Genomic DNA, 26,271 nt, shown 5'->3' with positions numbered 1-26,271 from the left:
GCTGTATCATGCCTTTATCAGATACTTAACGGTTATCACTCATTTTTTTTATTAATACGCTCTAATAGCTGCTTGATAAAGGTAGTAAGTATAAATTTCAAGCCTGAAGTAAAGGAATTTTTCGCATTTACGACAAATATGGTTAGATCTTTCTTTAAAACAAGTACTCAGCATTTTTCCGCTGTGTCAACTGGTCTCAATATACGTTAACAAAACGTACAAAAAACCGTCAATTACTCTAAACAGGTTACCGTTGCTACCCACGCCATTACTAAATAACACCCTGCTTTACGCACTACTGCCTTATTATTGCTACAAATATTATTCCTTATCTTAAAGTGTACGCTGATGTAACAGTAAACACCCAAAAACAGTTATGAGAGATATTATGTCTAATTCAACAGTATCATCAATCAATACCTTACTGAACAAAACATTGATGGCGCTGCATTTGGCGTCGAACGGTGAGATGGTTAGTGAAGTGAAAGACAACGGTGTACAAAAAAAGCGTTTGAGCGTGAAAGAAAAAATGCTCAGTTATAACCCAATGGCACATTGCCAACCACACACTCTGCACTATGCGATGAAAGGTCTTGGCTATCTACCAACACCAGTATTAGAAGGTTTGATTGGTTACTTAAAAGGGCCTCACTCAAAACAATATCTGCACGCCAATGCTCATTTGCGCCTGATCCTCGCGGTGAATAGCCATCTTAAGACGCCATTAGAGCTGACGCCCATGCATGAACTCCGTGAAAGATTTGCTGCGGATGCGGTGGCGATGCAAGCACCAAGCGTATGGCACCAAGCAGGTGGCAGTATGCTAAGTAACATCAAACCTTTTATCAAAAAGGGTCAAACACCTGTCAATTGGGAAAATAAAACCATAGCCAACGCGGATGATGGCGATATGACCATTCGCTGCTATCAGGCAGGTACCAAGAGTATTGGTGCTAAAAAAAGACGTGCTCATAACCCTGACCAAACAGCCATGTTGTTTTTTCATGGTGGTGGGTTTTGTATCGGTAATGTCGATACACATCACGAGTTCTGTCACGCAGTCTGTGAGCAGACTGGTTGGCCTGTGGTCAGTGTGGATTATCGCTTGGCTCCTGAGTGTCCTGCACCTGCAGCGTTAAAAGACTGTATCACCGCTTATGCTTGGTTGGCTGAGCATTGCCATACCTTAGGTGCCTTACCGTCACGCATCGTTCTTGCAGGCGATAGCGCAGGTGGTGGCCTTTCTACCTTGATTGCACAGCAACTCACCGCACCAAACGAAAACGCTTGGTTAGATTTGGGTGCAGATGGTCAGAAAATGTTTGATCTATTAAAGAAGCTACCTGCGCCGCTAGCACAGATGCCGCTGTATCCTGTGACTGATATCGAGACAGATTATCCGAGTTGGGAGCTGTATGGTGAAGGCCTGCTATTGGATCATGCTGATGTGGCCGTATTTGATGCCGCTTGTCTTGAGAATAGTCCATTGCCACGCATACATATGCTCAATTCGCCAATGCTTGGTGATAACAGCAAAGTATGTCCCACCTATATCGTCGCCGCTGAACTCGATGTATTGCGTGATGAGGCATTTGCTTATGCCAAACAGCTAAAGAGTTATAAAGTCCCTGTTGAGACCCATACTGTGTTGGGCGCACCGCACGGCTTTATTCATTTTATGAGCGTGCATCAAGGACTTGGGCAGGAAACAAAAAATATTATTCATGGTTTTGGCGGCTTCGTCCGTGAGATCATTAGTACAAAATCGCGGCTCGTGGCATAGCGGTTAGCTGGAACTAGCTATTTATTAGTATGATCAGAAACGGTAATTAACCAAATCTCTGAGCGTGAGCCCAATCGAAACGGAATACCCCAAAAGCCATAACCCGAGGACACCACAAAATGTCCTCTGCCAATGGCCTCATACCCATAGCCTAATCGGTTGATGGCGCTCACGATAAAGTTGGCGGGAAATACTTGTCCATTGTGAGTGTGTCCTGATACCTGTAGATCGATTGGTAACTGGCTGTGCTCATCAATATCGCTTGGTCTATGATCCAGCAGTATCACTGGCTGTGAAGTATCAACGTTCGCGAGCAGGTCAGTTGTCGCGACACGTTGGCGTTTATGATTATCAAAACGTCCAACCAGCCATATAGGCTGACCCTCATGTTCGATACCAAACACGTCATCATTTAATAAATGTACGCCTGCATCGACTAACGCTTGGCTGATTGGCTGTTCGTGCCCATACAAATCATGATTACCCAATGTTGCATAGACGCCGTATGGCAGGCTACTGCATAGCTCAGCTAAGTTTTTTGCCATATTATAGCTATTAAATGCGTCTGTATTGTCATCCATAATATCGCCTGGCATAAGCAGCATATCAACCTGCGAGTCAATCATTAGACGGTTCAACCTATCTATCGCTGCTACGCCAAATAGTCGTCCTAGATGCAGGTCACTCGCGACCGCAATGCGCAGTGGTTTAGCGAGCGGTTTGTTGATACTAATGGACAGCTTACGTACGACTGGCACATAAGCACTATATAATGCGAAACCGAACAACCCTAAGAATATCACCAATGCAAGCGCTCGTAGGCCAATAAAAATCATATTAGATTCATATGACGAGGCGCCTAAGAGTGATGTTACTAGCCAGTATCCACCATAGAATAGACCTATCAGCAATGCCGTGAGCAGCATAAAATGCATAACCAACATCCAACCGCTAACCCAGCGGTAGCTATTGGCAAATACTCTTTTGACACTTAATATCAACAATCCATTAGTAATAATAAATATAGCAGACCATATAGCGATCTGAAGCGTTCGCGTGATCCAAGGCTGTAACCACCACTGTAAGCTTAGAGCAGCGCCCGCACTAAACAGCTGCAAGAGCAAAAAAATGATGATGAAAAATGCGTAACGCATGGATTGCCCTTAGACAGAAATACAATCTAGTGAATATTTAATATAAGCCGACCTTCTTATGTTTCACATGAAACAATCATGATGTAACTACTTCTGATCCTCTAATGCCTGTTTGAGTGTCACGTGCTTGAATGCGTAACCTGCATCTGATAGCGCTTGTGGCAGCACCTTTTGACCATCTATTAGTAGCGTCGACATCTCACCAAACATGAGCTTGAGTAAAAACTCTGGCAAGGTAAAAAGTGTCGGCCGATGTAACCATGAGCCAAGCGTTTTAGTAAAAGTATGGTTACTCACAGGATTGGGTGCCGTGAGATTATAGACAAAGGCTGGCGTATCACTTCTTGTCTCTATGACATTATCGTTATTTGAAACTCTTTGTTTATGACCAAATTGACTGAAAAGATGCTGCTCAATAATAAAAATCACCGCCCCCACCCAATCGTCACGGCTAATCCAGCTCATGATTTGTTGACCATCACCCAACTGCCCGCCAACGCCAAACTTAAATGGCAATAGTAATTTTGCCACCATACCACCTTCAGGATGTATCACAACGCCTGTTCGTACAATAGCGACAGGGACATCGTAATCAGTCGCTTTGAGCGCCAAGCTCTCCCACTCCTCACATAAGCGATGGGCAAAGTCTGTCTCAAAACTGCTGTGTTCAGTCAATGGCTTATCACCTTGCGTGCCGTACCAACCGATTGCTGAGCCGCTTATTAGTAGTTTTGGCTTTGTTGCCGTACGTTCGATGAAGCTTAATATCGATTGAGTAGGCTTAATACGACTGGCTATTAATTGCTCTTTGCGCTCATCGCTCCAACGCGCGTCAGCAATACCTGCGCCAGCTAAGTTCATTATGACATCAAAGCTCATGTCAGACTTTTTAAGCTCGTCATAAGTCATCATATTAATGTCATCAGGATGAGCTTGATTGCTATCTCTGGTCAGCCAAGTAATCATCACCTCTTTACCTTGTGTGCGATACCGTTCGATTAACTCTTGGCTAAATGCACTACCCAAAAACCCTGAGCCACCACTAATTAAAACCTTCATAGCCTACTCCCTATGTGTATCAAATATCGCAGCGATGACCTATTGCTGAAAGATTCATCGTTCAATAAAAATCAGCTCCTTGTAACTATCGTCTACTTTTCTGTCGTTTTTATCAAAATGACTTTTACATACTTTTAGTAAAGCAACGGGAACTAAGGAAGCGGGTTTAGCGATAGCTAGCGCTGAGACGGTATATTTTGCTATGGCTACAGCACGATAACCATAGTAATCTTCAGCTAGTGAAATATGGTTTATCGATGGCGACAGCACAAAAACGACAGTACAAAAGACTAGGCTATAATGGTATGAAAGGTCGTTTATTGCCTACTAACGAATGACTGAGCCTGTCGTTGCATCACGGATTTGGCTGGGTAAGATATAACCTAGAGTATCAGCCTGAAAGTAGCCAATCTGCTCACCGAAATAACCATAGGCAGTGTCAAGGGTGCTAGCAGGCGCTTGACCTGACGGGTTGCAGCTAGTCGAAACAATGAAGCCAAATGGGTTATTTGCGCTGACCATCTGTTGGCACAGTTCTCGTATGATAGGATGGGCGATGACCCTGACTGCAATGGTCTGATGCTCACCCATTATCCATGAGGGCATCGTGGTCGAAAGTGTCTGAGGAATGGGTAATAACCAAGTATGCGCTTGGCGATTGTGTAGCTCGCTGTCATTAACATCTGACTGCCAGCTATCGATAATTTGCTGGCGCTGGGCATTATTTAAAGACGCTAGTAGAGGTGACAAACGCTCTACGCTATCGGTAATGACGATCATGCCTTTGGCTTGCGGACGTTGTTTAATATCCAAGATACGCTGCACAGCGGCTTTGTTATAAGGGTCGCAACCAATCCCCCAAACGCTTTCTGTTGGGTATGCAAGTAGCTTTGCTTCTTTAAGCCAGTTTGCAGCTTGTGTGGCAGAGTCAGTGATAAAAGGTATAGATTGGCTCATAGCTTACATGTTTCATGCTGGAATAGAGACACTAATAATAGCACAAGAGACAGTCTGACTAAGGTAGCGATATTTAGAACCCATTCTACTTATTCTTATGTGGCAGTTAGGAGTATCGATACGCTATACACGTAAATAGCGTCCGCCTTGCACACTGATAACGCCCATTAGTTCAAGTTCCATCAGCTGTCCAATCAGTTGTGACGGCGCAAGCTGAGTGGCAATAACAAGCGCATCTAAATCCTGTCCATGCCAATCGAGCTGCTCATAAATATGTGCTAAGTGATCAGGAACAACGATCGCGCTACGAGGGGATTTTATATGAGAAGGTTCTGGCTGACTGACCATTGTGACAGAGTTTCTCTTTACATTTGATGCGACAGATGACTGAGTGACCTCCACTTGGTGGCTATCAGCGCTTATAATATCTGTTGGTCTATACGAGCGCTTGCCATAATCAAGCTGACCATTGACGTCCTCTAACACCTGCTGAGGATGATAAATCAGCGTTGCGCCTTCACGTATCAGATGATGACAACCCTCGGCATTGCTATTATCAATATGACTTGGAATGGCAAAGACTTGTTTGCCTTGCTCAGAGGTTAGACGGGAGGTAATGAGCGAGCCACTTTTGATCGTCGCTTCGGTCACAATCGTGGCTAGACTCAGCCCAGCAACCAGACGGTTACGGCGCGGAAAGGTATGTTTGTGCGGCTGAGTATGCGGTAGTAGCTCACTAATAATGCAGCCACCTTGCTCGATGATTTGAGCAAATAACTGGTCACGATGATTGGGATAATTCACATCAATCCCTGTCCCCATCACGCCGATAGTACGACCTTGATAGTCAAGATCCGTCTGCGCCAAAGCTCCTAGATGAGCCCGTTTGTCCACGCCTATTGCCAGACCACTGGTGATGACATACCCTGCCTGTGCCAGATATTGCGCCATATCGAACGTGATTTTTTGAGCATGGGCTGTTGGTTTTCGGCTGCCCACGATAGCAATTTGAGCCTGATGCAGACGCGCGCTATTTCCTCGAAAGAACAATAATGGCGGCGGATCATAAATATGAAGAAGCTGAGCAGGATAGTCGGGCTGACCGGCAAACAATAAACCATAGCGACCGTCTGTAAGTGCTTGCTGGATCTTATCAATAGCAGCACGTGTTTGCTCTGGCTGTTCATGGCGTTTGAGATGGGTATGATGAAGTCCTAACTGCTTCCAAGCGCCTACTGTAGCCTGCCAAGCAAGCTGCGCATCACCATAAGTCGTTATGAGCTTATGATAAGCAGACAATGATGCATTCACCTCATACCATAGCGCCAATATGGCGCGCTGATTATCAGATAGGGGCTTAGTGACTGCCGTCATGGTCGTCTGTCTCGCAGAATCAAGCTAGTGGCACGCTCTAAAGAGCCTGATACATTTATAAGTAAGGAGGCGGTAATAGCTGATCGCCAACATTGAGTGGTAGTTCAGAGTCAAGTACGTAAGCATAGCTGATGTTGTCAAAGGTATTAAACACCATCACCATACCGCTTGGCTCATTTGGCAAGCGTACCGGCATGTCATTGTCTCTTACGTCCCTGACCAGCGGGCCTTTTTGATAAACGGTCAGTACATCGCCTGGCTTGGCACCATGCAAGCTGCCTAAATTGATCGCTACTACGCTGCCTTTAGCGGCAGAGCTGATTGAGTCCATCACCCGCACAATCATACCACCACGGCTGACGTTGGCAGGGGTTGGATAAAAGACAGGTGGAATAGCGTTGTCCAACTCTACAAACACGCGATCACCTTCACGTACTTCTTTGTCGTAGCTGTCCGTCAGCTGCAGGCTAGTGACGCCATTGGTTTCTGTCGATGTGACAAGACCTGTCGCTACCTGTGTAACCTCTAATCCGATAACCTCTTGAGTTTTGGGATCCACATATAGGTCACCCTCACGGTATACCCCGTAGCGCTGACCCACGATAAGCGGGACGCCTTTGGCATAGACTTTATCCCCGCTTGCGGTGATTAGATTGCGGTTTTTGGATGCCAAAATATAAGGAGTAGTGTTGAAATCTTCTGGATCTACAATGAGGGTTTTATCCAGCCAATGCTGAATAGCAGACCATGGTACAGGCGGGATACTATTAGCAGTCGAGGTGATCGCGACGGTGCTGGCAACCACATTACCTGTTAGCTGCTTTTCGATACCTGCACAGCCCTCACCAGTATCAACCCCCACCAAAGTCTTGCCTTGAATGACACACAGAATAAGAATGTCATCGGGATAAATGAGGTTTGGATTTTTGATTTGCTTGTTGGTGGCCCAGATCTCTTTCCAGCGCCACGGACTGTCGAGGTAGCGACCTGAGATATCCCATAGCGTATCGCCTTTTTTGACGATATAGCGATTGGGTGCATCTGCTTTTATGGTAGGTGGTGGATTATTGGCGTGGGCTGTGGTCATCAACATGGCACTGCTAAATGTCGTAACTAATAATCCTTTTGCCAGTGCTTTTGCTGTCTTTTTTAAGCTCATCTTCATCGTTATATCCACAATAGGTACCACTGTTTCGGTCACAATAAACCACGCTCGTTTTTTACCAAATCTATATTTTATTTTATAAAAATAACTTAGATTATCAGTAGTTTATAGGTGATTTTATCATAACAACGATAGGGCAGCTGTTCAGTATAATTGGCTAGAAATATTCCAAAAAAGCGTCTAGCAGCATGATGACTCGCCGACGCTGTTTCTAATACTACAATTATCTATACCATAACACAATCATAAACACTTTATTACAATGGTGTAACCTTTATACGAACCTTATTCAGGATCAGCAAGAAACTTAAAACCCTCGACCCTCTAAGCGGGGTTTGGCGCAATATGTTGACGAATTTGCTTAGCGACCAATGCCGCGTCATTGTCCAAGACTATGACATGTTGTGGCAGGCTTTCTAACCCTTCAGTGTGAGCCGGACGCTCGATGTCGATTTGCCCCACTGCTTCGATGATAGTGTCTGCAAACTTAACAGGCAAGGCCGTCTCTGCACAGATAATGACTTCGCCTTCACGCTGTAGCTCTTTGGCAACCTTTATCCCATCAGCTGTATGTGGATCGACAAGTTCGCCATGCTGTTCATACAATGCTTTGATCGTGTTTAAGCGATCGCTATGGGTTGATTTGCCAGCAGCAAAGCCATAACGCGTATTGACCGCCTCCATCAAATCAGACAAGTCAAACCCTTGACCTGATTTTACACCGTCAAATAACTCATGAACGCGTGCGCTGTCTTTATCCAGCAACAAGTAAACAAAACGTTCAAAGTTTGAGGCTTTTGAGATATCCATTGATGGACTTGAAGTCACGTAAGTTTTGTCAGTAGGACGCGGCTGATAAGCCCCTTGATTGAAAAAGTCATTGAGTACGTCGTTTTCGTTGGTGGCGACGATCAAACGCTCAACGGGCAGACCCATTTCACGAGCGATGTGACCGGCACAAATATTACCAAAATTACCTGACGGCACGCTAAAGCTGACTTTTTCATCATTGCTTGTCGTCACCGCAAAATACGCTTTAAAGTAATAAACGATCTGCGCGAGGATGCGACCCCAGTTGATAGAGTTGACCGTGCCCAAGTCGTACTGAGCTTTGAAATCAGCATCTTGTTGCAGCGCTTTGACAATGTCTTGGCAATCATCAAACATGCCGTCGATGGCGATATTATGAATATTATCATCGCTTAAGCTATACATTTGCGCGCGCTGAAACTCACTCATTTTGCCATGCGGTGACAGCATAAAGACTTCGACGTTTTCTTTACCGCGCAATGCATATTCCGCTGCACTACCCGTGTCGCCACTGGTCGCGCCGATAATAGTGATACGTGCCTCTTTTCTTTTGAGGACGTATTCAAAGGCATTACCCAAGAACTGCATAGCCACGTCTTTGAATGCCAGCGTTGGGCCATTTGACAATCCTAAAATATATAAGTCATCTTCGAGCTTACGGACAGGCACGATATCGTCACTGCCAAAAACGTCAGCGGTATAGGTGCGTTCGATGATGTCATTTAGATCCGCGTAAGGAATGTCCGTCGCAAAGCGCTGCATAATCGCCATTGCAAGCTGTGGATAGCTCAGCGTACGCCACTCATCAAGGACAGCGCCGTCAACGGTCGGGTAATGCTCAGGCAGCATCAAGCCACCATCTGGCGCAAGCCCCATCAATAGTACGTCGCTAAAATCCATTGGCGCTGTCTGACCACGGGTACTGATATATTTCATTAGAGTGTCCTGTCTACAATAATGTTATTCAATAGTTAAAAACGGTTTATTCAGCAGTCTTTTGCAATAACGCATAATAAAAACCATCGCCACTCTCGCTATCGATTGGCAAGCACTGGCGACCAATCGTTTGCGCGATACCCCAATTGCAAGCCTCGGTAAACTCAATCACTGCCGCATCATTATGATGAGTGATAAAGTCCTGCATTTGCTCGACGTTTTCTTGCTTTAAGATAGAGCACGTGACATACAGCAAATAACCGCCAGCTTTCAATTGTGGCCATAGGTTATGCAAAATATCGGCTTGCAGCAAGGCGGTTTGCTCGATGTCTTCTTCGGTACGCAAAATACTAATATCAGGATGACGGCGAATCACGCCCGTTGCGGTACAAGGAGAATCCAATAATATTGCATCGAATACTGGTTCATTTGTCGCAGCTTTTTTATTTTTGCCATGCTGCCATCTAGTGGCATCAGCGCAGACAACGTTAAGGGCGATATTTTTTTCAGCTTGCTCTAAGTCTTGCTGTTTGAGATTAAGACGCTGCAAGTTGTCATAAATACGCTCAATACGCGGTGCTTCATTATCGATAGCGGTCAGCTTGAGTTTAGAAGCTAAAGGCTTTGCTTCCGCATCATCTTGTTTCACGTGAAACAACGATGAAGAGTCATTTGAGCTGAGTAACTCCAACCAGTGGGCAAGCTTGCCACCAGGCGCCGCGCAAGCATCTAAAATATGTATCTCGTTATTGGTATTTTCCGTATCAGATTTTTCAGCGTTGAGCTTTGCCATTAACGCTTTATTGATGATAGGTGCCGCAAGCTGAGCATGCATATCTTGCACGCTGGCAATGCCTTCGGAAAAATGAGGCAAAGCATTGACAGCGGTAGTCTGATGCAGTCTTAAGCCTTTGGTCGATAGTATTGTAGTAGTATCTGACGAGTTTGCTACGTTAATACCAGTCGTTAGCTCAACGATATCTGCATCAATTTCTGCGCCATACAGCGACTGTTGATAATCCTCTACTGAAGTAACTGCAGAGTTGACTCGCAGAAACATCGGTGCCACTTGGCGTAAGCCTTGGGTCAGCGCATCGTACTGCTCACTCCAATCTTGCTTAAGCTGATAGGCAAGCCAATTCGGTAAGCTGTGTTTTTTATCGCACTTTTTACGAAATTTACTCGGGTTTTTGGCGACTTTGCGCAAAATAGCGTTGATTAAACCAGTTGCATGGGCAAACTCAATCTCTTTTGCCGCTTCAACCGTTTCATGAATCGCGGCATGATCTGCCACTTCCAAATACAGTAACTGCACCAAACCCACTTGAATTGTGGTACGAACTTCTACTTCGTCAATAGGGTTGTCCGCTAGCGTGTCGAGCAATCGTGCAAGGGCATGCCATTGGCGCAGTGTCGTGAGCAATAAAGCATGCGCAAAACCTTTATCACCATCGTGCAGACTGTTTAATAATGTGTCAAGCACGCTTGAGAGCGAATGACCATTTTGAATAGCAAGCAAGGTACGAATCACGCGAACGCGAACGCTGCCATTCATGATTAGATTGCTTGATGGCTTGAGCTTGTTGTTTCTAGGTGCATTGTTTCTAGGTGCATTGTTTTTAGACGCGCTGTTGGTTTGTCTCATGAAGTTGTAGTTCCTTGACGTATGATTGATCGCGTCTTGTGCTGGTAGGGTTAAATGTCGTTAAAGCTATTTTGATTCTGCTGTGAATTGATCACCGTCGTTTAGCTGATTACCATGACAAAGCTGTTCCGCGGTCATCGGCTTACCACCAGCAAACTGTAATTTGGTTATCGCCAATGTGTTGCTGAGTTGTACGTCATGAGCGGCATTATCATTTGGTTGTTCAGCCTCTTGGCCACAAGCCACCAAAATTGCCTTGCGCCCGACACTCACGACTGTACCCGCAGGCTTATCTGTTTTTTGTGTGGTATTGATGGGCAGTGCCGCGAGTATTTTGACGCGCTGCCCTTCTAGAAAAGTATAAGCACCTGGCCACGGGGTCAATCCACGAATTTGACGCTCGATGGTAGCAGCGGGCTTTGTCCAGTCAACCTCACCTTCAGTTTTTACGAGCTTTTCGGCATAATTTGCCTGACTGCCATCTTGGGTGATTGCCTGTGCTTGGTAATGTGATAACTCTTTTAGTACGGTGGCGATAGCCGTCGCACCAAGCGCTGCCATCTTATCATGTAGGCTCGCTGCCGTCTCATCAGGCTCTATACTAGCGCTCACCTTATAGAGCATATCACCAGTATCAAGCCCTTTATCCATCTGCATGATGGTGATACCTGTCTCATCATCACCTGCTAATAATGCACGATGAATAGGTGCGGCACCGCGCCAACGTGGCAACAATGAGGCATGAATATTTAGACAACCATGCGTGGGTATGGTCAATACACCGATAGGCAAAATCAGACCGTAAGCGGCGACAATCATAAGATCTGGCTGATACGTACGCAACGTCTGTCGTGCTGCCATGCCCTCTGTGCTGGATTTTTTGAAGGTGACTGGCTGTTCTACCGCGATATCGTTCGCTAATGCCACTTCTTTGACAGCAGAGGCTGATAGCTTTTGGCCGCGTCCTGCTTTGCGATCTGGCTGGGTATATACCGCGACAATATCGATATTAAGGGCGTCTTGCTGGCGAATGAGCGCTTCTAGACTAATGGCAGCAAACTCAGGCGTGCCTGCAAATACCACCCTTAGTCGCTCGGTGGATAGTTTATTATTGTTTATAGATGTATTAGACAGATCAAAAGTGGCAGTAGTCATAGTCTTGCATTATATAAGGTTAATTTGTCCATTATAGGTGAGTTTACGACGTTGTGCCATAATTGTGGTAGTCTCAATCCAGTATGACTAATGACGATTTTTGCCTTTATAATATAAAAAGTGTCATTGCTCTAGTTATCGACCTTCTTATAGAATAAAAATACTTCTTCAGCAATACTCTATAAATAACACACTATTATTCTGCTATAGATAATAAAAAGGTATCAGCACCAAGGTTTTGAATAAATCAATTACTATAACAAACGATGATGATCTCACTATATGTTTTTGTGTCGATATAGGGCCATGCTCTCATGCAACAGTTTAAGTCCTTACAGCGATTATTGATCTTCTATGCATCGACTTTGCTGGTCATGCTATTGCTGTACTATGTCACGTTTTTTGATGGGTTGAGACATCATAGCGAACAACACAGTATAGATACTTTTCATGCATTACAGTACAGTATTACTGAGCATGCCGCGCCTATCGATGTAGAAATAGAAAAAATCCTAAAACAGCCTGCTTTTGACCATATCAGTTATCAGCTTATTTTGATGATGCCATCTGGGCAAACCTATATCCATCGTAAGACTCGACCTAATGAATCAGCTTTTACGACAGTAACGTTTCCAACAGTCAATGCCGCCACTTTTTCTAAGGACAATCAAAGTGCTTATACAGTCAGTAGTAGTGCTTTAACAGGAACGATAAAGCTCGAAAGTGGTCATCAGGTTTATATTGTGTTGCGCTATGAGCCTTTGACTGTCGAATGGACCTCGTACCGTTATTGGCTACCATTAACGGTGGCTCTGATACTATTTTTTATTGCTTTATTTTACATGCTCCACCGTCGAACCAACTGGGAGCAGCTAATAGCTTACACTGATAATTTGAGTGTTCATGCAAAAGAGTCTTATACGCCGCCGCCCTTTTTACAAAAAAAGTCCACCACTGAGTTTTTGCTGCTAGGTCATGCACTGAGCCGTATCAGTTATCAGCTACACAACGACTATCGACGTATCAAAACATTAAATCATCGTTTGGAGCGCTTGGTTGATCAGGCACCACTGCCAATGCTGATGAGCTTACGTCATGGTCAGATTAGTTTCTATAACCAACGCTTTGAAACAATATTTACACCTTCTACCAAAAACGGACACAGGCATATAATCACTGATTTCGTCATGGGCAAAGACGAGGCTACTCAGCACATACTTCAAACGCTAGCTGGTTTACAAGTCTCGCGTACATTGACCGTCTACGGAATACAAAACAAACAAAACTACCAGTTGCATGCCACTCCATGGTTCGGTGAGCATGGACAAGTTCATGGTTTTACGGTAATGCTTAATGATATCAATGAGCTGGTTAATCAGAACGAGCAGTTGCAACAGCAAAATAAACAGCTACAGCAAAAGGTTGATGAGTTCAATAAACTTAGGTTTGTCATCGGTCATAAGTTGCGCATACCGCTAGAAGCTATGATCGATATCCTTGAGCCAATCGATCCGAACACATTGAATGCAAGACAAAACAAAACATTAGATACTTTGATTACCACCAGTCAGAACATGCTCACCGCACTCAACGAGACGCTACATATAGGAAATATCGAGGTTAGAAAAACCCGTCTTAATATTGAGCCCGTCGATATTTATAAGCTTGGTCAGGAAGTTAATGAGCTAATCATAAATGATACGAGGCAAAGAGGGCTTGAGCTGATTTACTTTTTTGCCCCAGACTGTCCACGCTCTATTGGTACTGATGACGTGCGTCTCCGGCAGATTTTGCTGAATCTACTGCATAATGCCGTAAAATTCACCCCCTCCGGACATGTCGCACTTATTATAGAACAAACTGACTACGAGCAAATGTCAGAGGCTAACAAAGAGACCTTACAGTCTATCAATAAAAACCTTACCGCAGATGCAGTGAGTTGCTGGGTGCGCTTTAGTGTGCAGGACACTGGTATCGGTATCACATCTGCCAAACAGCATCAGCTTTTGTCGTACTTAAATAAACCCCATAGCCAAGATATCAACCCAGTAGCGCAAAATGCTATCGATGCAGGGTTGGGACTAAAAAACGTCAATAGCTTTGCGCGATTACTAGGCGGCTTTATAGAACTAACCAGTACCGTGAATGAAGGTAGCGTGTTCAACCTTTATTTGCCTTGCCGACGCCCAAACTATCAGTCGGTATATCATCCTAGTCAGCACCTAAATCATATTTGCCTAATCGCGGTCGTCCACCAGCCGCTTGTCGCGCAACATTTACAGCGGCTTTGTGAGCACTTAGCGATATCTAGCACTATTTATACTGCTGTAGACCTAGCGACTATAGAGCAATTAACAGAACGCCTAAGTCGAGAGCAGCAAAGCTTGGCACCCATACTTCTACTAGATTATGAGTACTATAATACCAGCGCGATCTTAGTTGGTAATAAGCCCGATACTGACAGCTCAGCGAAATATCAAAACTCATTATCACAAGAGCAGGCTGACCTCACAAAACCCCATTTAACGCACAGCAATCATATAGTCACTAGCATCGATAGACGGCAGGCATTAAATAGCCTACTCGCTAATACATCCTTACCTAAAATACTATTTAGTATGAAACCTGAGCGCCGTATACCCTCTATGTTACTCGATCAATGTGATGGCTTTTTGGCAAAACCTTTAGATAGTGCGCTATTACTGTCTGAAATCCTGCGCTTGACAATGCCAGCTAGAAAAAAGCTAACACAAACACAAGATATTAAAGAGAACATTAGCGAGACAACTGCTCAAGAAGAAAGTTCACAGCCATTATCACCCCTTGTCTTAGTGGTGGAAGATAGTCCAACCAATCAAAAAATAGCCTGCAAAATGCTGAGTAAACTTGGCTATCGAAGTATCGTTGCAGAAGATGGTCAGCAAGCGCTTGATATATTAACCAGCCAGCGTGAGGAGATTTCCCTGATTTTGATGGACTGCCGGATGCCAGTCATGGATGGTCTACAAGCTACTCAGGCAATCCGCGCACAAGACGACGATATACCTATTGTCGCACTAACGGCGAATAACACAGAAGAGGATCGCAAGGCGTGCATGCAAGTGGGAATGGATGAGTTTTTATCCAAGCCTATCCGTAAAAAGGATCTAGAAACCGTTCTACAAAGCTTTATACCCTAAACGTTAATAAAAAAATCACCCTCTCAACATTATAGTTGATCCAATTTAAGAGCGGTACAAGGCAACCGAGTGCAGATGTATATGTCATACTTCAAGCGAGGTTAACGCTGTAACGCTTTTATAGTGGATTGACTATACTTTGATTTCGTAATATGGACAGGGTGAATATCTAAACAGGTAAGTACAGCCTCAAACGTTATTTCATAAAGCCATTATCTGCTAAAAAAGCTTCTGTAATTTGGCTTTGAGGATTTGCAGTATTCATACCACCAGATTGTGATTTATTTAGCAAACGCTCCAAATAGCGTGCAACGATATCCACCTCGATATTGACTTTGTTACCCACCAACCAATGCTTAGCGATATTGGTCACTTGAGCGGTATGCGGGATAATATTTAAAGAAACTATATTGTCACGTACCAGATTGGTAGTCAAACTAATCCCATCTACCGTAATAGAACCTTTGGTCGCTGTATAGTGCGCCAACTCTTGTGGTATCTCAATCTCAATATAAATAGAACGTGCGTCTTGCTGTAGTTTACTGACGACGCCTACCCCATCCACGTGACCGGCAACAATATGGCCACCAAAACGAGTCGTTGGTAGCATCGCTTTTTCTAAATTGACCGTATGACCTGCTTTTAATGCTTCTAGCGCTGTTCGAGCAATAGTTTCACGTGAAACATCAACAGAGTAATAGTTATTACCTAGCTCTACAACAGTCAAACAGATACCGTTCGATGCAATAGAATCACCGAGCTTTACGTCGCTAAGATCCAGGTCGTTAGACTCTATTGTTAAGCGTATATCACCACCCGTTGGTTGCATCGATTTTACGGTTCCAACGCTTTCTATAATTCCAGTAAACATATCATCCTCATCTCGTTATTATAATGCTGCTATAAACACATCACTTTATTTATCAAATACTTAACCAAATTTCTTAGTACTGTCTTTCTGAGTACACTTCGCAGTGAAACACACGGGAAATGCAGGCGGTCATAGGATAGATTGTGGATAAGTAAGTATAAGTCAATAGAATATTCTTAAAGACTTTATTAATTATAGAGTTATCCACAATGATGCTAAATTTAGTTTAGCGCTCGCAACGTAAGATTTAAAAAACATAAGTTATTGATTAATATATAATTTATCATGAAAACTCAAAAATAATCAGCTTTTCATGTTTCATGTGGAACAAAGTTATACACAGTTTCATGTGGAACATTAAAAATGGTAACGTACTTATCCACATATAGTTCACATTATAAGCATTTTGCGGATAACAAAATCACAAATAAGAAACCTACAAAGGCAATAGCGTTAATTTAAGGTCAGAACCAAGTTTCTCATAATTATAAATATCGAAGCGCAACTGTTGAGCCAGTGAGATAGGATTAAAATTGACCATTGGTCGCGCTTGATCACCAAGTAGACAAGGCGCCTGATAAACAATCAATTCATCGACGAGCTGCTGACTCAAAAAACTTCCCGCAACGCCAGCACCCGCCTCCACCAAGACATCATAACATTGATGGTCTCTGACTAATGTTGCTAGTAAATCAGTGAGATCATCTGTGCGCCAATAAATCGTATCTGTACGGCGGCACAATTGATAATCAGACTGAGCACTGTGCTCTAAACGCTGACGTCTATCGAGCACTATAATCTGAGGTGATGGTATTTTTTCGGGTAATACGCCTAGTTGATTTGAACGCACATTGAGCTGCGGATCATCAGCTATCACTGTCTCACTACCGGTTATGATTGCCCCACTTCGTGCGCGTATCTTTTGCACATCTTCGCGGGCTGCGTTTGATGTAATCCATTTTGACTCACCAGATGCCATCGCGGTGCGACCGTCTAGGCTAGTCGCTATTTTTAATCTGACATATGGCATCTGAGTCCGCATGGCTTTTAAAAACCCACGATTTAATGCTTCTGCCTGCTCCGTCAGTATACCAACCGTCACTTCAATACCAGCTTGCTCAAGTAGCTTTACCCCGCGACCTGCCACCTGTGGATTGGGGTCTAGACCGGCAATCACAACACGCTTTACATTAGCTTTAATAAGTACCAACGCACACGGCGGTGTACGCCCTGTATGGCTGCATGGCTCTAGAGTCACATAAGCCGTTGCGCCCACTGCTCGATCACCTGCTTCTTTTAATGCAAATACCTCTGCATGTGGCTCACCAGCTTTCGGATGAAACCCTTGACCGACCACTTCTTCAGCTTGGACGATGACACAACCTACCACAGGATTTGGCCTAGTAGTATATAAACCGAGCTTAGCTTGTTCGATAGCAAGCATCATAAAGTAGCGATCTTGCGCATCTTGAGAGTGATTTATAGTTGGCATAACAGTAGGCTTATGAATGATTGGTAATAATTACGGAGAATTTTATTTAATAATCTAGGCGCTTTGAACTCAAAATCAGTTTAATAGTTAGACATATTTATTGATGTACCAGCTTAATTGTCATTTGGACGGATATTGGCAATTTCCTGATGAAAAGCATCAATATCTTGAAAGTCGCGATAGACGCTAGCAAAGCGCACATAGGCAACATCATCTAAAGTTTTTAGTTCACTCATGATGATTTCGCCCAAGACTTTACTACTGATTTCACGCTCACCCATCTGTCTGACGCGTTTTTCAACTCGGCTGATCATTGCTTCTTGCTCATCGATAGTGATGGGGCGCTTTTGCAAAGGCAACAAGATAGACCGACGCAGTTTTTCATTGTCGTAAGGTTCAATCTTGTTGCTGGATTTGATAATCCTTGGCATCACCACTTCTACCATCTCAAACGTTGTAAAACGCTCTTGGCAACTGTTGCATGAACGGCGGCGACGCACTTGCGCACCTTCTGCAGCAAGACGTGAGTCAATCACTTTTGTCTCTGATGCATTACAATACGGGCAGTGCATAGCAATTCCTTATTTTACGACTAAGAATAAAAGCAAAACTTATGAGATAGACAAATGTATTGAGTAATAGATAGAGTTATTCAACCGTTATTTACCAATACAAAAACTACCAAATATCTTGCCAAGCAAATCATCAGCACTAAACTCACCTGTAATCTCACCCAAACTCTGCTGGGCCTGACGCAAGCTTTCAGCAACCAACTCACCTGCTTGGAATACCGTTAACTGCTCATGCGCCTCTGTTAAACAGTTGGCTGTCCGTCTGAGAGCATCTATATGACGAGTACGAGCGATTAAGCTATTTTCTGGTGGATGAAAACCTACCTTAGCGCATAGTGCTTCGACTAAATTATCGATACCAGCGCCTGTTTCACATGAAACATTAACTTGTTCGTAGCCTCTATCTTTGATTTCGGCTTGCATCGTAGAGGCAGATTTTTCGCTACTATCATCGCTCAGTAGATCACTTTTATTGGCAATGATGAGTAATCTTTTGGCATCTGGCAGCTCGCCGAATAACTGCTCAGCCAATTGCAATGGTGTGCTTTCTTCTTCAACATCGCGAGTCACATCGTAAACCATCAGCAGCATATCAGCTTGGGTAATGACGGTACGGGCACGTTCAATGCCGATACGCTCTACGGTATCCTCTGTATCACGTAGGCCTGCCGTATCGGTAAGGTGAAGTGTCAAACCATTGAGCACGACCGTCTCTTGTAACGTATCACGCGTGGTGCCAGCGACATCGGTAACGATAGCACGTTCTTGCCCTGCTAGACGATTTAGCAGGCTTGATTTACCAGCATTTGGCCTACCTGCTAGGACAACATGGATACCATCACGTAAGAGCTGACCTTGCTTTGCTGTGGCTAAGACTTGCTGTATCTTATCTTGCGTTTGCTCAAGTTTGCTCTGTATCACGCCGTCAGATAAAAAATCGACATCTTCTTCATCAGGGAAATCAATGGCAGCTTCAACGTGCAAGCGCAAATGAATCAACTGTTCTAATAGCTGGTTTATTTTTTGGGAGAACTCACCACTTAGTGAACGAATCGCACTACTCGCGGCCGCCGCACTGGTCGCATCAATCGCATCAGCGATCGCCTCTGCCTGCACCAAATCCAACTTATCGTTATCAAAAGCGCGATAAGAAAACTCTCCGGCACTCGCTTGCTTGGCGCCCAGCTCAAACACGCGTGCGAGCAATTGGTTCTGTAAAATAACGCCGCCATGCCCTTGCAGCTCAATCACATCTTCACCAGTAAATGAGTGTGGCCCTTTGAAGTACAATACCAACCCTTCATCAATAACCGTACCATCCGCCTGATAAAAACGGCAAAAACTGGCCATACGCGGCGTAAAAGCCGATTTTCCCGTGAGCGCACAGGCCATGGCATACGCACGGCTGCCTGATAGGCGTATAACACCAACACCACCGCGCCCTAAGGGCGTTGCAATCGCAGCAATCGTCGCAAGTCCAGAGGTATTAGATTTTTCAGAATGATTCGGTGTGGCTAATGCCATCTCTAAGGAATCCACAATGACTCTCAATAGCTAAAAACCCCATTATAGACGCCTGTGCTCATAGTGACAAAACAAACTTTGAAACGCAGACTAATCGTTGATATTTTCTCTTTAATGTTGATAAGCTGTGGATAACCTTGTAGCACTTATAAAAAAACCACCGCTTACGCGATGGTTTTTGTAATCATACGTTTAATAGAGCGTCAGTTAGTCAACCACTTTTACCGTGCGGCGTTTTTGCTCTTCTTCAACTTTCTTATTCACGATATATTGCTGAGTCATACTAAACAAGTTGTTGACTGTCCAATATAGTACCAAACCTGCTGGGAAGAACAGCATGAACGCGGTGAAGATAATCGGCAAGAACTTCATGACTTTTGCTTGCATTGGATCTGCTGGCTGCGGGTTTAACTGCTGCTGGATAAACATAGAAGCACCCATCAATAGCGGCAAGATGAACCAAGGATCCATGGCTGAAAGATCGCGAATCCACAGAATCCATGGCGCATGACGCAGCTCGACACTCTCTACGAGCACCCAATACAAAGCTAAGAAAATTGGCATCTGCATCAAGATAGGTAGACAACCCGCCATCGGATTGACATTCTCTTCTTTGTAGATGGCCATCATTTCTTGCGACATTTTCATACGATCGTCGCCATGCTCTTCTTTTAGCGTTTTTAGTCTCGGTGCAATAGCGCGCATCTTAGCCATTGAGTAGTAGCTCTTATTAGAGAACCACATCAAAGCAATTTTGACTAAAATGGTGAGGATAATGATTGACCAACCCCAGTTACCCACAACTTTATGCACACCTTCTAAGATAGCAAATAAAACCTTCGAGATTGGCCACAATAAGCCGTAATCAACCGTCTTATTCAGACCCACTGCCACATCTTTTAGCTCAGACTGTACTTTTGGACCTGCGTACAGTGTGGCGTCCAATGTCACTTGCTTGTTTGGCGCGACATTGACTGGCTGACTGTTAAAGCCAATAAAGTAGTCGTTACCAGTCTCGCGGGTAAAGAATTTACCAGTGAAGTTTTCAGGCGTCCATGCAGAGACAAAATAATGCTGTACGATGCCAACCCAGCCTTTATCACTGGTCGTCGTTAGCTCGCCATTGCTGAAGTCTTTAAACTTCAGTTTATTATATGGATCATCTGGCGTACCCCAAGCACCACCAAGATAAGTCGCCATGCTCAGCGCGCCTTTATCAGACATACCAGGATCTTTACTATCGTCACGTTTTAGCTGCGCAAACATCTGACCTTGCCACGCATTGGTGGAGGCGTTTTGAATTTTGTAGCTAATATCGATCGGATATTTATTTTCAGTAAAGGTAAAGGTCTTGGTGATTGTCACACCATCTTTCTTGTAAGTAAGCGGTACTGACAATGTCTGTTGCCCTGCTTCCATTACATAATTGTTGGCGGTGTGACTGTAAATCGCACGGCCTTCTGCCGTATCAATACCATTTTGGCCGATAAGTCCAGACTGAGCCACGTATACACGGTTGCTGTTGTTTTCTAGCAATACGAAAGGCTTATCGCTATCGAGCGTCGCGTCATACTGCTTGAGCGCAGCATAGACAATATCACCGCCTTCTGGATTGATTTTAATATCATAGCGATCGGTCGTTACCGTGATTAATCCTGTGTCCTTTGCAGGGGTCGCTGTCACAGCTGCGTTATCCACAGGTAGGGTCTGAACCGGAATATCACCTGCGGCACCAGTGGTAGAAGGAATGTCAGCACCTACTGAACTTGTAGTTTCTGGCACCGCTTCTACAGCTGGTGCATCGGCATAATCATCTCGCCATGCCAAAATCAGCAGATAAGCGGTAATTAGCATCGCAATGATGATCATCACCCGAAATATCTTTTGCATAAACCTTTCCTAGATTAAAAATTAGGGCATGTGTCATGACTGTACTGCATAGTTATCTTCATGATCGATAACTGCGTTGAGAGTCATTTACATAAAATGTGCATCATTTTACTAAAAATCTGCTTCAAATGATACCAAGAGTGTGGATAACTTGTGGGTAAGTCATTGAAGATAATATCTAAAGCCCAAAGTTGTGACTTTCATGTTGTCTTCATTAAGTAGTTAAGATGTGGCACATACCCCTGACGATCTCGGTAAACACCCCATCCTCTACTATCGCTACTCGCTGTAGAAGGTATATATTGATAATGATAAGAGGACAAAGGGAGTGGAACAAAGTCAATGCCGTGGCCACCAAACGGATGGCATCTACTAAGACGTTTTAACAGCAACCAGCCACCGGCACGGATGCCATGCCATGCCAAAGCGTGCTTACCATAGTTTGAGCAAGTAGGGTAGTAACGACAACGAGCAGGTAGAATAGGGCTAATTATTTTTTGGTAAAACTTTATTATATTTAATATAGAACTAAAAATTATTTTATTTATTAGAACTAATAATTTTTTCATTTTATTTTTTTTCTATTTTTTTAAAAATACTATTTATTTCATTTCTCAATTCTTTATTATCAATATCCTTTATCGATTTTTTTACTATAAAAACAATATCTTTATTTTCTAATTTAAAAGCTTTTGTACGGAACTGCTCACGGATATGTCGTTTAATCAAATTTCGAACGACAGCAGTAGGCACTTTACGCTTAGTAATCGCCATACCGATACGTGGCTTATCATAGGGACTGTGTCTCACAAAAGCCATCAAATGGCTCTGATGTATCTTGCGCTCAGGGGCGTCAAACACTTCACGAAATGCTTGTGGCGTTAGCAAGCGCTGCTCTTTGGTAAAGCTGGCTGTAGGTGTCGCTGAAGTAGACTGGGGCATAGTATGACCTAATATGATAGGGAGTGGCGATATTAAAGATAATAGCAAAATGTAAAAACAAAAAAAGCGCCGATGTGGGCGCTTTTAATATATGGCTAAATGTCAGTTGTGATGATTGACTATTGCAATCTATAAACAATAAGAACACAACAAGCACCATCAGCCATGCTTATCGCTACTTACTGATTATACAGTTAGACGATGACGTCCTTTAGCGCGGCGACGAGCTAAGACCTGACGGCCTTTTTTAGTTGCCATACGAGCACGGAAACCGTGAGTACGTTTACGCTTGATCACGCTTGGTTGGAATGTACGTTTCATAACTCACCTATCAAAATAATGGACTAAATTCGTAATAACGGAGGATTATACCATTCTGCATACTTATGGTCAATAAACTAATTTTAGCTGTCTTCAAAGACTAAGTCTTCTGTTATCAGATTGATACATATTGCTGATAAACACTCTTTTTTACTGTTACAGCTTGTCAGATAAATAACCGTAGATTTTAAAGTTATCCACAGTTTTTAGTGAGCTCTATAATAATTATTAATTAATATATATAAGTATTGTTGTTATTGGGCGCCTATATATCTGTGGTTAACTTGGTTTTCTCTTTCATTATCAACTTACTACGCTATGGGTAAGGCTGTGGATAACCTGTGGGTTAAATATGGATAACTTGCCTTATTGAGTTATCCCCAAAACTATCCACAGTTTTATCCCCAAAAAACAAGGTTTTATCCACAGGGTATCTGTGTTAGATTAGCCCCTATCTAAATACGTGGTCTGGTATGTCATTTCTACTTAGTTCTTGAGACAAATAACTGCTATGAGAGCTTAGAGTCAGTAGAGTGCTCAGACCACTACATATAACTATTATTTCAAATTACAGGGTTAGTATTTTTCATGATAGACACAGCAAATATTTGGGATAAATGTCTGAACGATTTGCGCTATAACGTTAAAGACAACGTTTTTACCATGTGGCTGAGGCCTCTATCAGCTTATCAAGAAGCACAAACTCTGATCATTCTTGCGCCTAATGATTATTTTGTCACGTATATCAAAAAGAACCATCTTCAAGATATTCAGCAATTGGTTGCTAAGCACAGTCAAGGTAGCATTAAGGAGGTTGTTGTCCGTGTTGATAATGCTGGACGTGAGGTAGACGATAGTCAGCAGACAAAATCAGGCTCATTATTTTTGGAGGATAAGCCCTCCCCTACTCCATCTGAGCATAAATTTGAATCTATCCATCATAATAATTCAAAAGCAGATATCGACGCTAATATGCGTCATGCAGAACTGATCGACTCAGTGGATGCCAAGTCATTAAGCTATCTCAACCCTGATTTTACTTTTGAGACGTTTGTTACTGGGAAGTCAAACAATCTCGCTTACAAGGCCTGCTATGAGCTTGGTAAAAAACAATCAAAAAATCGACACAATCCTTTATTTATATATGGACCTTCTGGATTAGGAAAAACGCATTTAATGCATTCTGTAGCACATCGATATCTAAAAAATAATCAAAGTTTTTACTATTTTACTTCTGAAAAATTTATAAACCAATTAGTTTATTCATTAAGAAATAATAAAATAGAAGATTTTAAGAAGAAAATAAAAAAAGTAGATTTATTAATTGTAGATGATATTCACGTCTTAGCAGGAAAGACCAAAAGTAGTAATGAGTTTTTGACGTTATTTGCAGATTTTACTAGTGGTGACAAACAACTGATTTTGGCTTCTGATCGTCATCCATCACAAATGACGGAATTTGATGAACGCTTTAGATCGCGATTTTCTTGGGGATTGACAGTCGCAGTTGACCCTCCTGAGATTGATACTCGCGTGCAAATTTTGCAGAAAAAAGCCGCTTCTTATGGCATGGTGCTGCCTAAAGAGTGTGCATTGTTTATCGCTCAAAACGTGGTATCCAATGTCAGACGTTTGGAGGGTGCTCTCAATCAAGTTTTTGCAAATGCTAATTTGACAGGTGCACAGATTACTCTTGAGATGGTGCAATACGCGCTCAAAGACATTGTCGCTATGCGTGTACAAGCCGTAAATATGGATAATATCCGCAAAATAGTCGCTGAATACTATGATGTAACGGTGAAAGACATTATGGGGCGTAAGCGTACGCGTAGCATCGCCAGACCTCGCCAAATAGCGATGGCCTTATCGCGTGAGTTAACAGGTGATAGTTTTCCTGAAATTGGTCAATCATTTGGTGGACGTGACCATACTACAGTGATGCATGCTTGCGATAAAGTAAATGAATTACGAGCAGCAGATCCAGCGTTTGACAAGGATTATAAGACGCTAGCGTTGATGTTACAGGCAGGTTAGTAGAGTAAGTCTTCACTGTATTTTAGGGAGAAAATATCGTTTATAATATTGAAAATATAAGCAGATAGATGCTCTGTAGATTATAGTCGGTAGACAAGGTATTATTAGACGATTACGTCAAATTTTTATAAAAAATCATTCAAATAAGAGTAACTAAGCATGCAATTATCGATCAATCGAGAATCGTTACTAAAAGCTATCAACTTGATCGCCAAAGCCGCTGATAAACGCCATAATATGGTGATATTGGGTAATATTAAGCTGCAGTTATCAGAGTCCGAGCTTATCTTGACAGCCTCAGATTTAGAAGTGGAGCTGACATCGACCTTGAAATTGCCTGCTGGTGCTTGTGTTGAAGCAGGAACAACGACGCTACCTGCAACAAAACTAAAAGATATTTGTAAGTCTTTACCTGCACAAGCCCAAGTTAACCTAGCGACTCAAGCGAATGAGCGTTGTTTGCTTACCAGTGGCAAGAGCCGTTTCACGCTAGGCACCTTACCAAGTGAAGATTATCCAAGCTTGGGCAATCCTGAAAATATCACGCCGTTGAACATCAGCCGTAGTCGCTTGACAGATTTGATTCACAAAACTCAGTTTGCGATGGCAATTCAAGATGTACGTTATTATTTGACGGGTATGCTGTTTGATGTTTCACAGCAGCAGCTGACGACCGTTGCGACTGACGGACATAGATTGGCCTTGGCACGTAGCGTTATAGATGTGAGTGCTGATCTGAGCATGCAGGCTATCTTGCCACGTAAGGCAGTGATCGAGCTTGAGCGTTTGGCGACTGAGCTTGGCAAAATGCTAGGGGACAAGGACAATGCAGTTACGCTGAGTTTTGGGCGTGAGTTTTTGCAAGTGAGCTTACCATTTGGCGATGTAGATAGTGCAGGACAAGTCAGCCAAAACCTAATGGTGACGTTTACTGCCCGTTTGATTGATGGCAAATTCCCTGATTATCGCCGCGTCATGCCAAGCAATACAGATAAGCTCGCGTTATTTAATCAAGAAAAAATGACTGACGTATTACGCCGGGTTGCGATTTTGAGTAATGAGAAGTCGCGCGGTGTGGTCTTTAATTTTGCCAGTGATGGTATGGTAGAAGTACGTGCCAACAATGCTGAGCAAGATGAAGCCGTTGAGATGATACAAGCTAAATATCAGGGCGAACCAATGGAGCTATCATTCAATGCTGCGTATCTACAAGATGTGCTAAGTGTTATTCAAGGTGATTTGCAGATGCATATGAGCCAATCGAATGCTTCAGTGTTGGTCAATCAGCTTAATGATGAGTTCCATCAATACGTCATCATGCCGATGCGTATATAGTCTGATTTTTTGCACATCATACAGCATTGAACCGCGCTAGCATCTTTTAAGTATTTACGCGGACAGCTTAAAT

Annotated in this window: 20 protein-coding genes; 4 read left to right on the top strand and 16 right to left on the bottom strand. The window is 43.3% G+C overall.

The window, feature by feature from the left end; translation table 11 throughout:
• Positions 1-388: 388 nt before the first annotated feature.
• A complete protein-coding gene (locus tag AC58CZ_RS09720) occupies positions 389-1,783 on the top strand; it encodes an alpha/beta hydrolase fold domain-containing protein (RefSeq protein WP_494224161.1) in 1,395 nt (464 codons plus the stop codon).
• A gap of 17 nt (positions 1,784-1,800) precedes the next feature.
• On the opposite strand, the gene AC58CZ_RS09715 is transcribed toward AC58CZ_RS09720, so the two are convergent.
• From AC58CZ_RS09715 to fmt, 8 genes are all read right to left on the bottom strand, one after another.
• On the bottom strand, positions 1,801-2,937 hold the full coding sequence (locus AC58CZ_RS09715; protein ID WP_494224162.1) for a metallophosphoesterase: 1,137 nt from the start codon (positions 2,935-2,937) through the stop codon (positions 1,801-1,803).
• A gap of 87 nt (positions 2,938-3,024) precedes the next feature.
• Positions 3,025-3,996, bottom strand: a complete 972-nt coding sequence (locus AC58CZ_RS09710; RefSeq protein ID WP_494224163.1) for a TIGR01777 family oxidoreductase — start codon at positions 3,994-3,996, stop codon at positions 3,025-3,027.
• A gap of 327 nt (positions 3,997-4,323) precedes the next feature.
• Positions 4,324-4,953 (bottom strand): Sua5/YciO/YrdC/YwlC family protein, encoded by a 630-nt coding sequence (locus AC58CZ_RS09705; protein ID WP_494224164.1) that lies wholly within the window; start codon positions 4,951-4,953, stop codon positions 4,324-4,326.
• Between the two features lie 123 nt (positions 4,954-5,076).
• Complete coding sequence (gene dprA, locus AC58CZ_RS09700) at positions 5,077-6,327, bottom strand: DNA-processing protein DprA (protein ID WP_494224165.1); 1,251 nt, start codon at positions 6,325-6,327, stop codon at positions 5,077-5,079.
• 55 nt (positions 6,328-6,382) lie between these two features.
• On the bottom strand, positions 6,383-7,492 hold the full coding sequence (locus AC58CZ_RS09695; protein ID WP_494224166.1) for a LysM peptidoglycan-binding domain-containing protein: 1,110 nt from the start codon (positions 7,490-7,492) through the stop codon (positions 6,383-6,385).
• A 324-nt stretch (positions 7,493-7,816) separates the two neighbouring features.
• Complete coding sequence (gene thrC / locus AC58CZ_RS09690; RefSeq protein WP_494224167.1) at positions 7,817-9,238, bottom strand: threonine synthase; 1,422 nt, start codon at positions 9,236-9,238, stop codon at positions 7,817-7,819.
• Positions 9,239-9,284: 46 nt separating this feature from the next.
• Positions 9,285-10,883: a transcription antitermination factor NusB gene (locus tag AC58CZ_RS09685; protein ID WP_494224168.1), complete on the bottom strand. Its 1,599-nt coding sequence runs from the start codon at positions 10,881-10,883 to the stop codon at positions 9,285-9,287.
• Between the two features lie 66 nt (positions 10,884-10,949).
• Positions 10,950-12,038 (bottom strand): methionyl-tRNA formyltransferase, encoded by a 1,089-nt coding sequence (fmt, locus tag AC58CZ_RS09680; protein ID WP_494224169.1) that lies wholly within the window; start codon positions 12,036-12,038, stop codon positions 10,950-10,952.
• A gap of 314 nt (positions 12,039-12,352) precedes the next feature.
• Here fmt and AC58CZ_RS09675 point away from each other — a divergent pair, with 314 nt between their 5' ends.
• Complete coding sequence (locus AC58CZ_RS09675; protein ID WP_494224170.1) at positions 12,353-15,217, top strand: response regulator; 2,865 nt, start codon at positions 12,353-12,355, stop codon at positions 15,215-15,217.
• 196 nt (positions 15,218-15,413) lie between these two features.
• Here AC58CZ_RS09675 and AC58CZ_RS09670 read toward each other — a convergent pair whose 3' ends face one another.
• From AC58CZ_RS09670 to rpmH, 8 genes are all read right to left on the bottom strand, one after another.
• Positions 15,414-16,088, bottom strand: coding sequence for a riboflavin synthase (locus AC58CZ_RS09670; protein WP_494224171.1), 675 nt, complete (start codon positions 16,086-16,088; stop codon positions 15,414-15,416).
• A 436-nt stretch (positions 16,089-16,524) separates the two neighbouring features.
• A complete protein-coding gene (gene ribD / locus AC58CZ_RS09665; RefSeq protein WP_494224172.1) occupies positions 16,525-17,580 on the bottom strand; it encodes a bifunctional diaminohydroxyphosphoribosylaminopyrimidine deaminase/5-amino-6-(5-phosphoribosylamino)uracil reductase RibD in 1,056 nt (351 codons plus the stop codon).
• A 113-nt stretch (positions 17,581-17,693) separates the two neighbouring features.
• Positions 17,694-18,152, bottom strand: a complete 459-nt coding sequence (gene nrdR, locus AC58CZ_RS09660; protein ID WP_058025224.1) for a transcriptional regulator NrdR — start codon at positions 18,150-18,152, stop codon at positions 17,694-17,696.
• 87 nt (positions 18,153-18,239) lie between these two features.
• A complete protein-coding gene (mnmE, locus tag AC58CZ_RS09655) occupies positions 18,240-19,676 on the bottom strand; it encodes a tRNA uridine-5-carboxymethylaminomethyl(34) synthesis GTPase MnmE (protein WP_494224317.1) in 1,437 nt (478 codons plus the stop codon).
• 207 nt (positions 19,677-19,883) lie between these two features.
• A complete protein-coding gene (yidC, locus tag AC58CZ_RS09650; RefSeq protein WP_494224173.1) occupies positions 19,884-21,566 on the bottom strand; it encodes a membrane protein insertase YidC in 1,683 nt (560 codons plus the stop codon).
• Between the two features lie 200 nt (positions 21,567-21,766).
• On the bottom strand, positions 21,767-22,135 hold the full coding sequence (gene yidD / locus AC58CZ_RS09645; RefSeq protein ID WP_494224174.1) for a membrane protein insertion efficiency factor YidD: 369 nt from the start codon (positions 22,133-22,135) through the stop codon (positions 21,767-21,769).
• A 1-nt stretch (position 22,136) separates the two neighbouring features.
• Positions 22,137-22,508, bottom strand: a complete 372-nt coding sequence (gene rnpA, locus AC58CZ_RS09640) for a ribonuclease P protein component (protein WP_494224175.1) — start codon at positions 22,506-22,508, stop codon at positions 22,137-22,139.
• Positions 22,509-22,694: 186 nt separating this feature from the next.
• Complete coding sequence (rpmH, locus tag AC58CZ_RS09635; RefSeq protein WP_007394757.1) at positions 22,695-22,829, bottom strand: 50S ribosomal protein L34; 135 nt, start codon at positions 22,827-22,829, stop codon at positions 22,695-22,697.
• Between the two features lie 588 nt (positions 22,830-23,417).
• Between rpmH and dnaA the strand changes: the two genes are divergently transcribed.
• Positions 23,418-24,863, top strand: coding sequence for a chromosomal replication initiator protein DnaA (gene dnaA / locus AC58CZ_RS09630; RefSeq protein ID WP_494224176.1), 1,446 nt, complete (start codon positions 23,418-23,420; stop codon positions 24,861-24,863).
• Between the two features lie 159 nt (positions 24,864-25,022).
• On the top strand, positions 25,023-26,198 hold the full coding sequence (gene dnaN, locus AC58CZ_RS09625) for a DNA polymerase III subunit beta (RefSeq protein WP_186475341.1): 1,176 nt from the start codon (positions 25,023-25,025) through the stop codon (positions 26,196-26,198).
• The last annotated feature ends 73 nt before the right edge of the window (positions 26,199-26,271 follow it).

The sequence above is a fragment of the Psychrobacter sp. CR212 genome, assembly GCF_059693765.1.
This window is presented reverse-complemented; position numbering and strand designations above follow the sequence as displayed.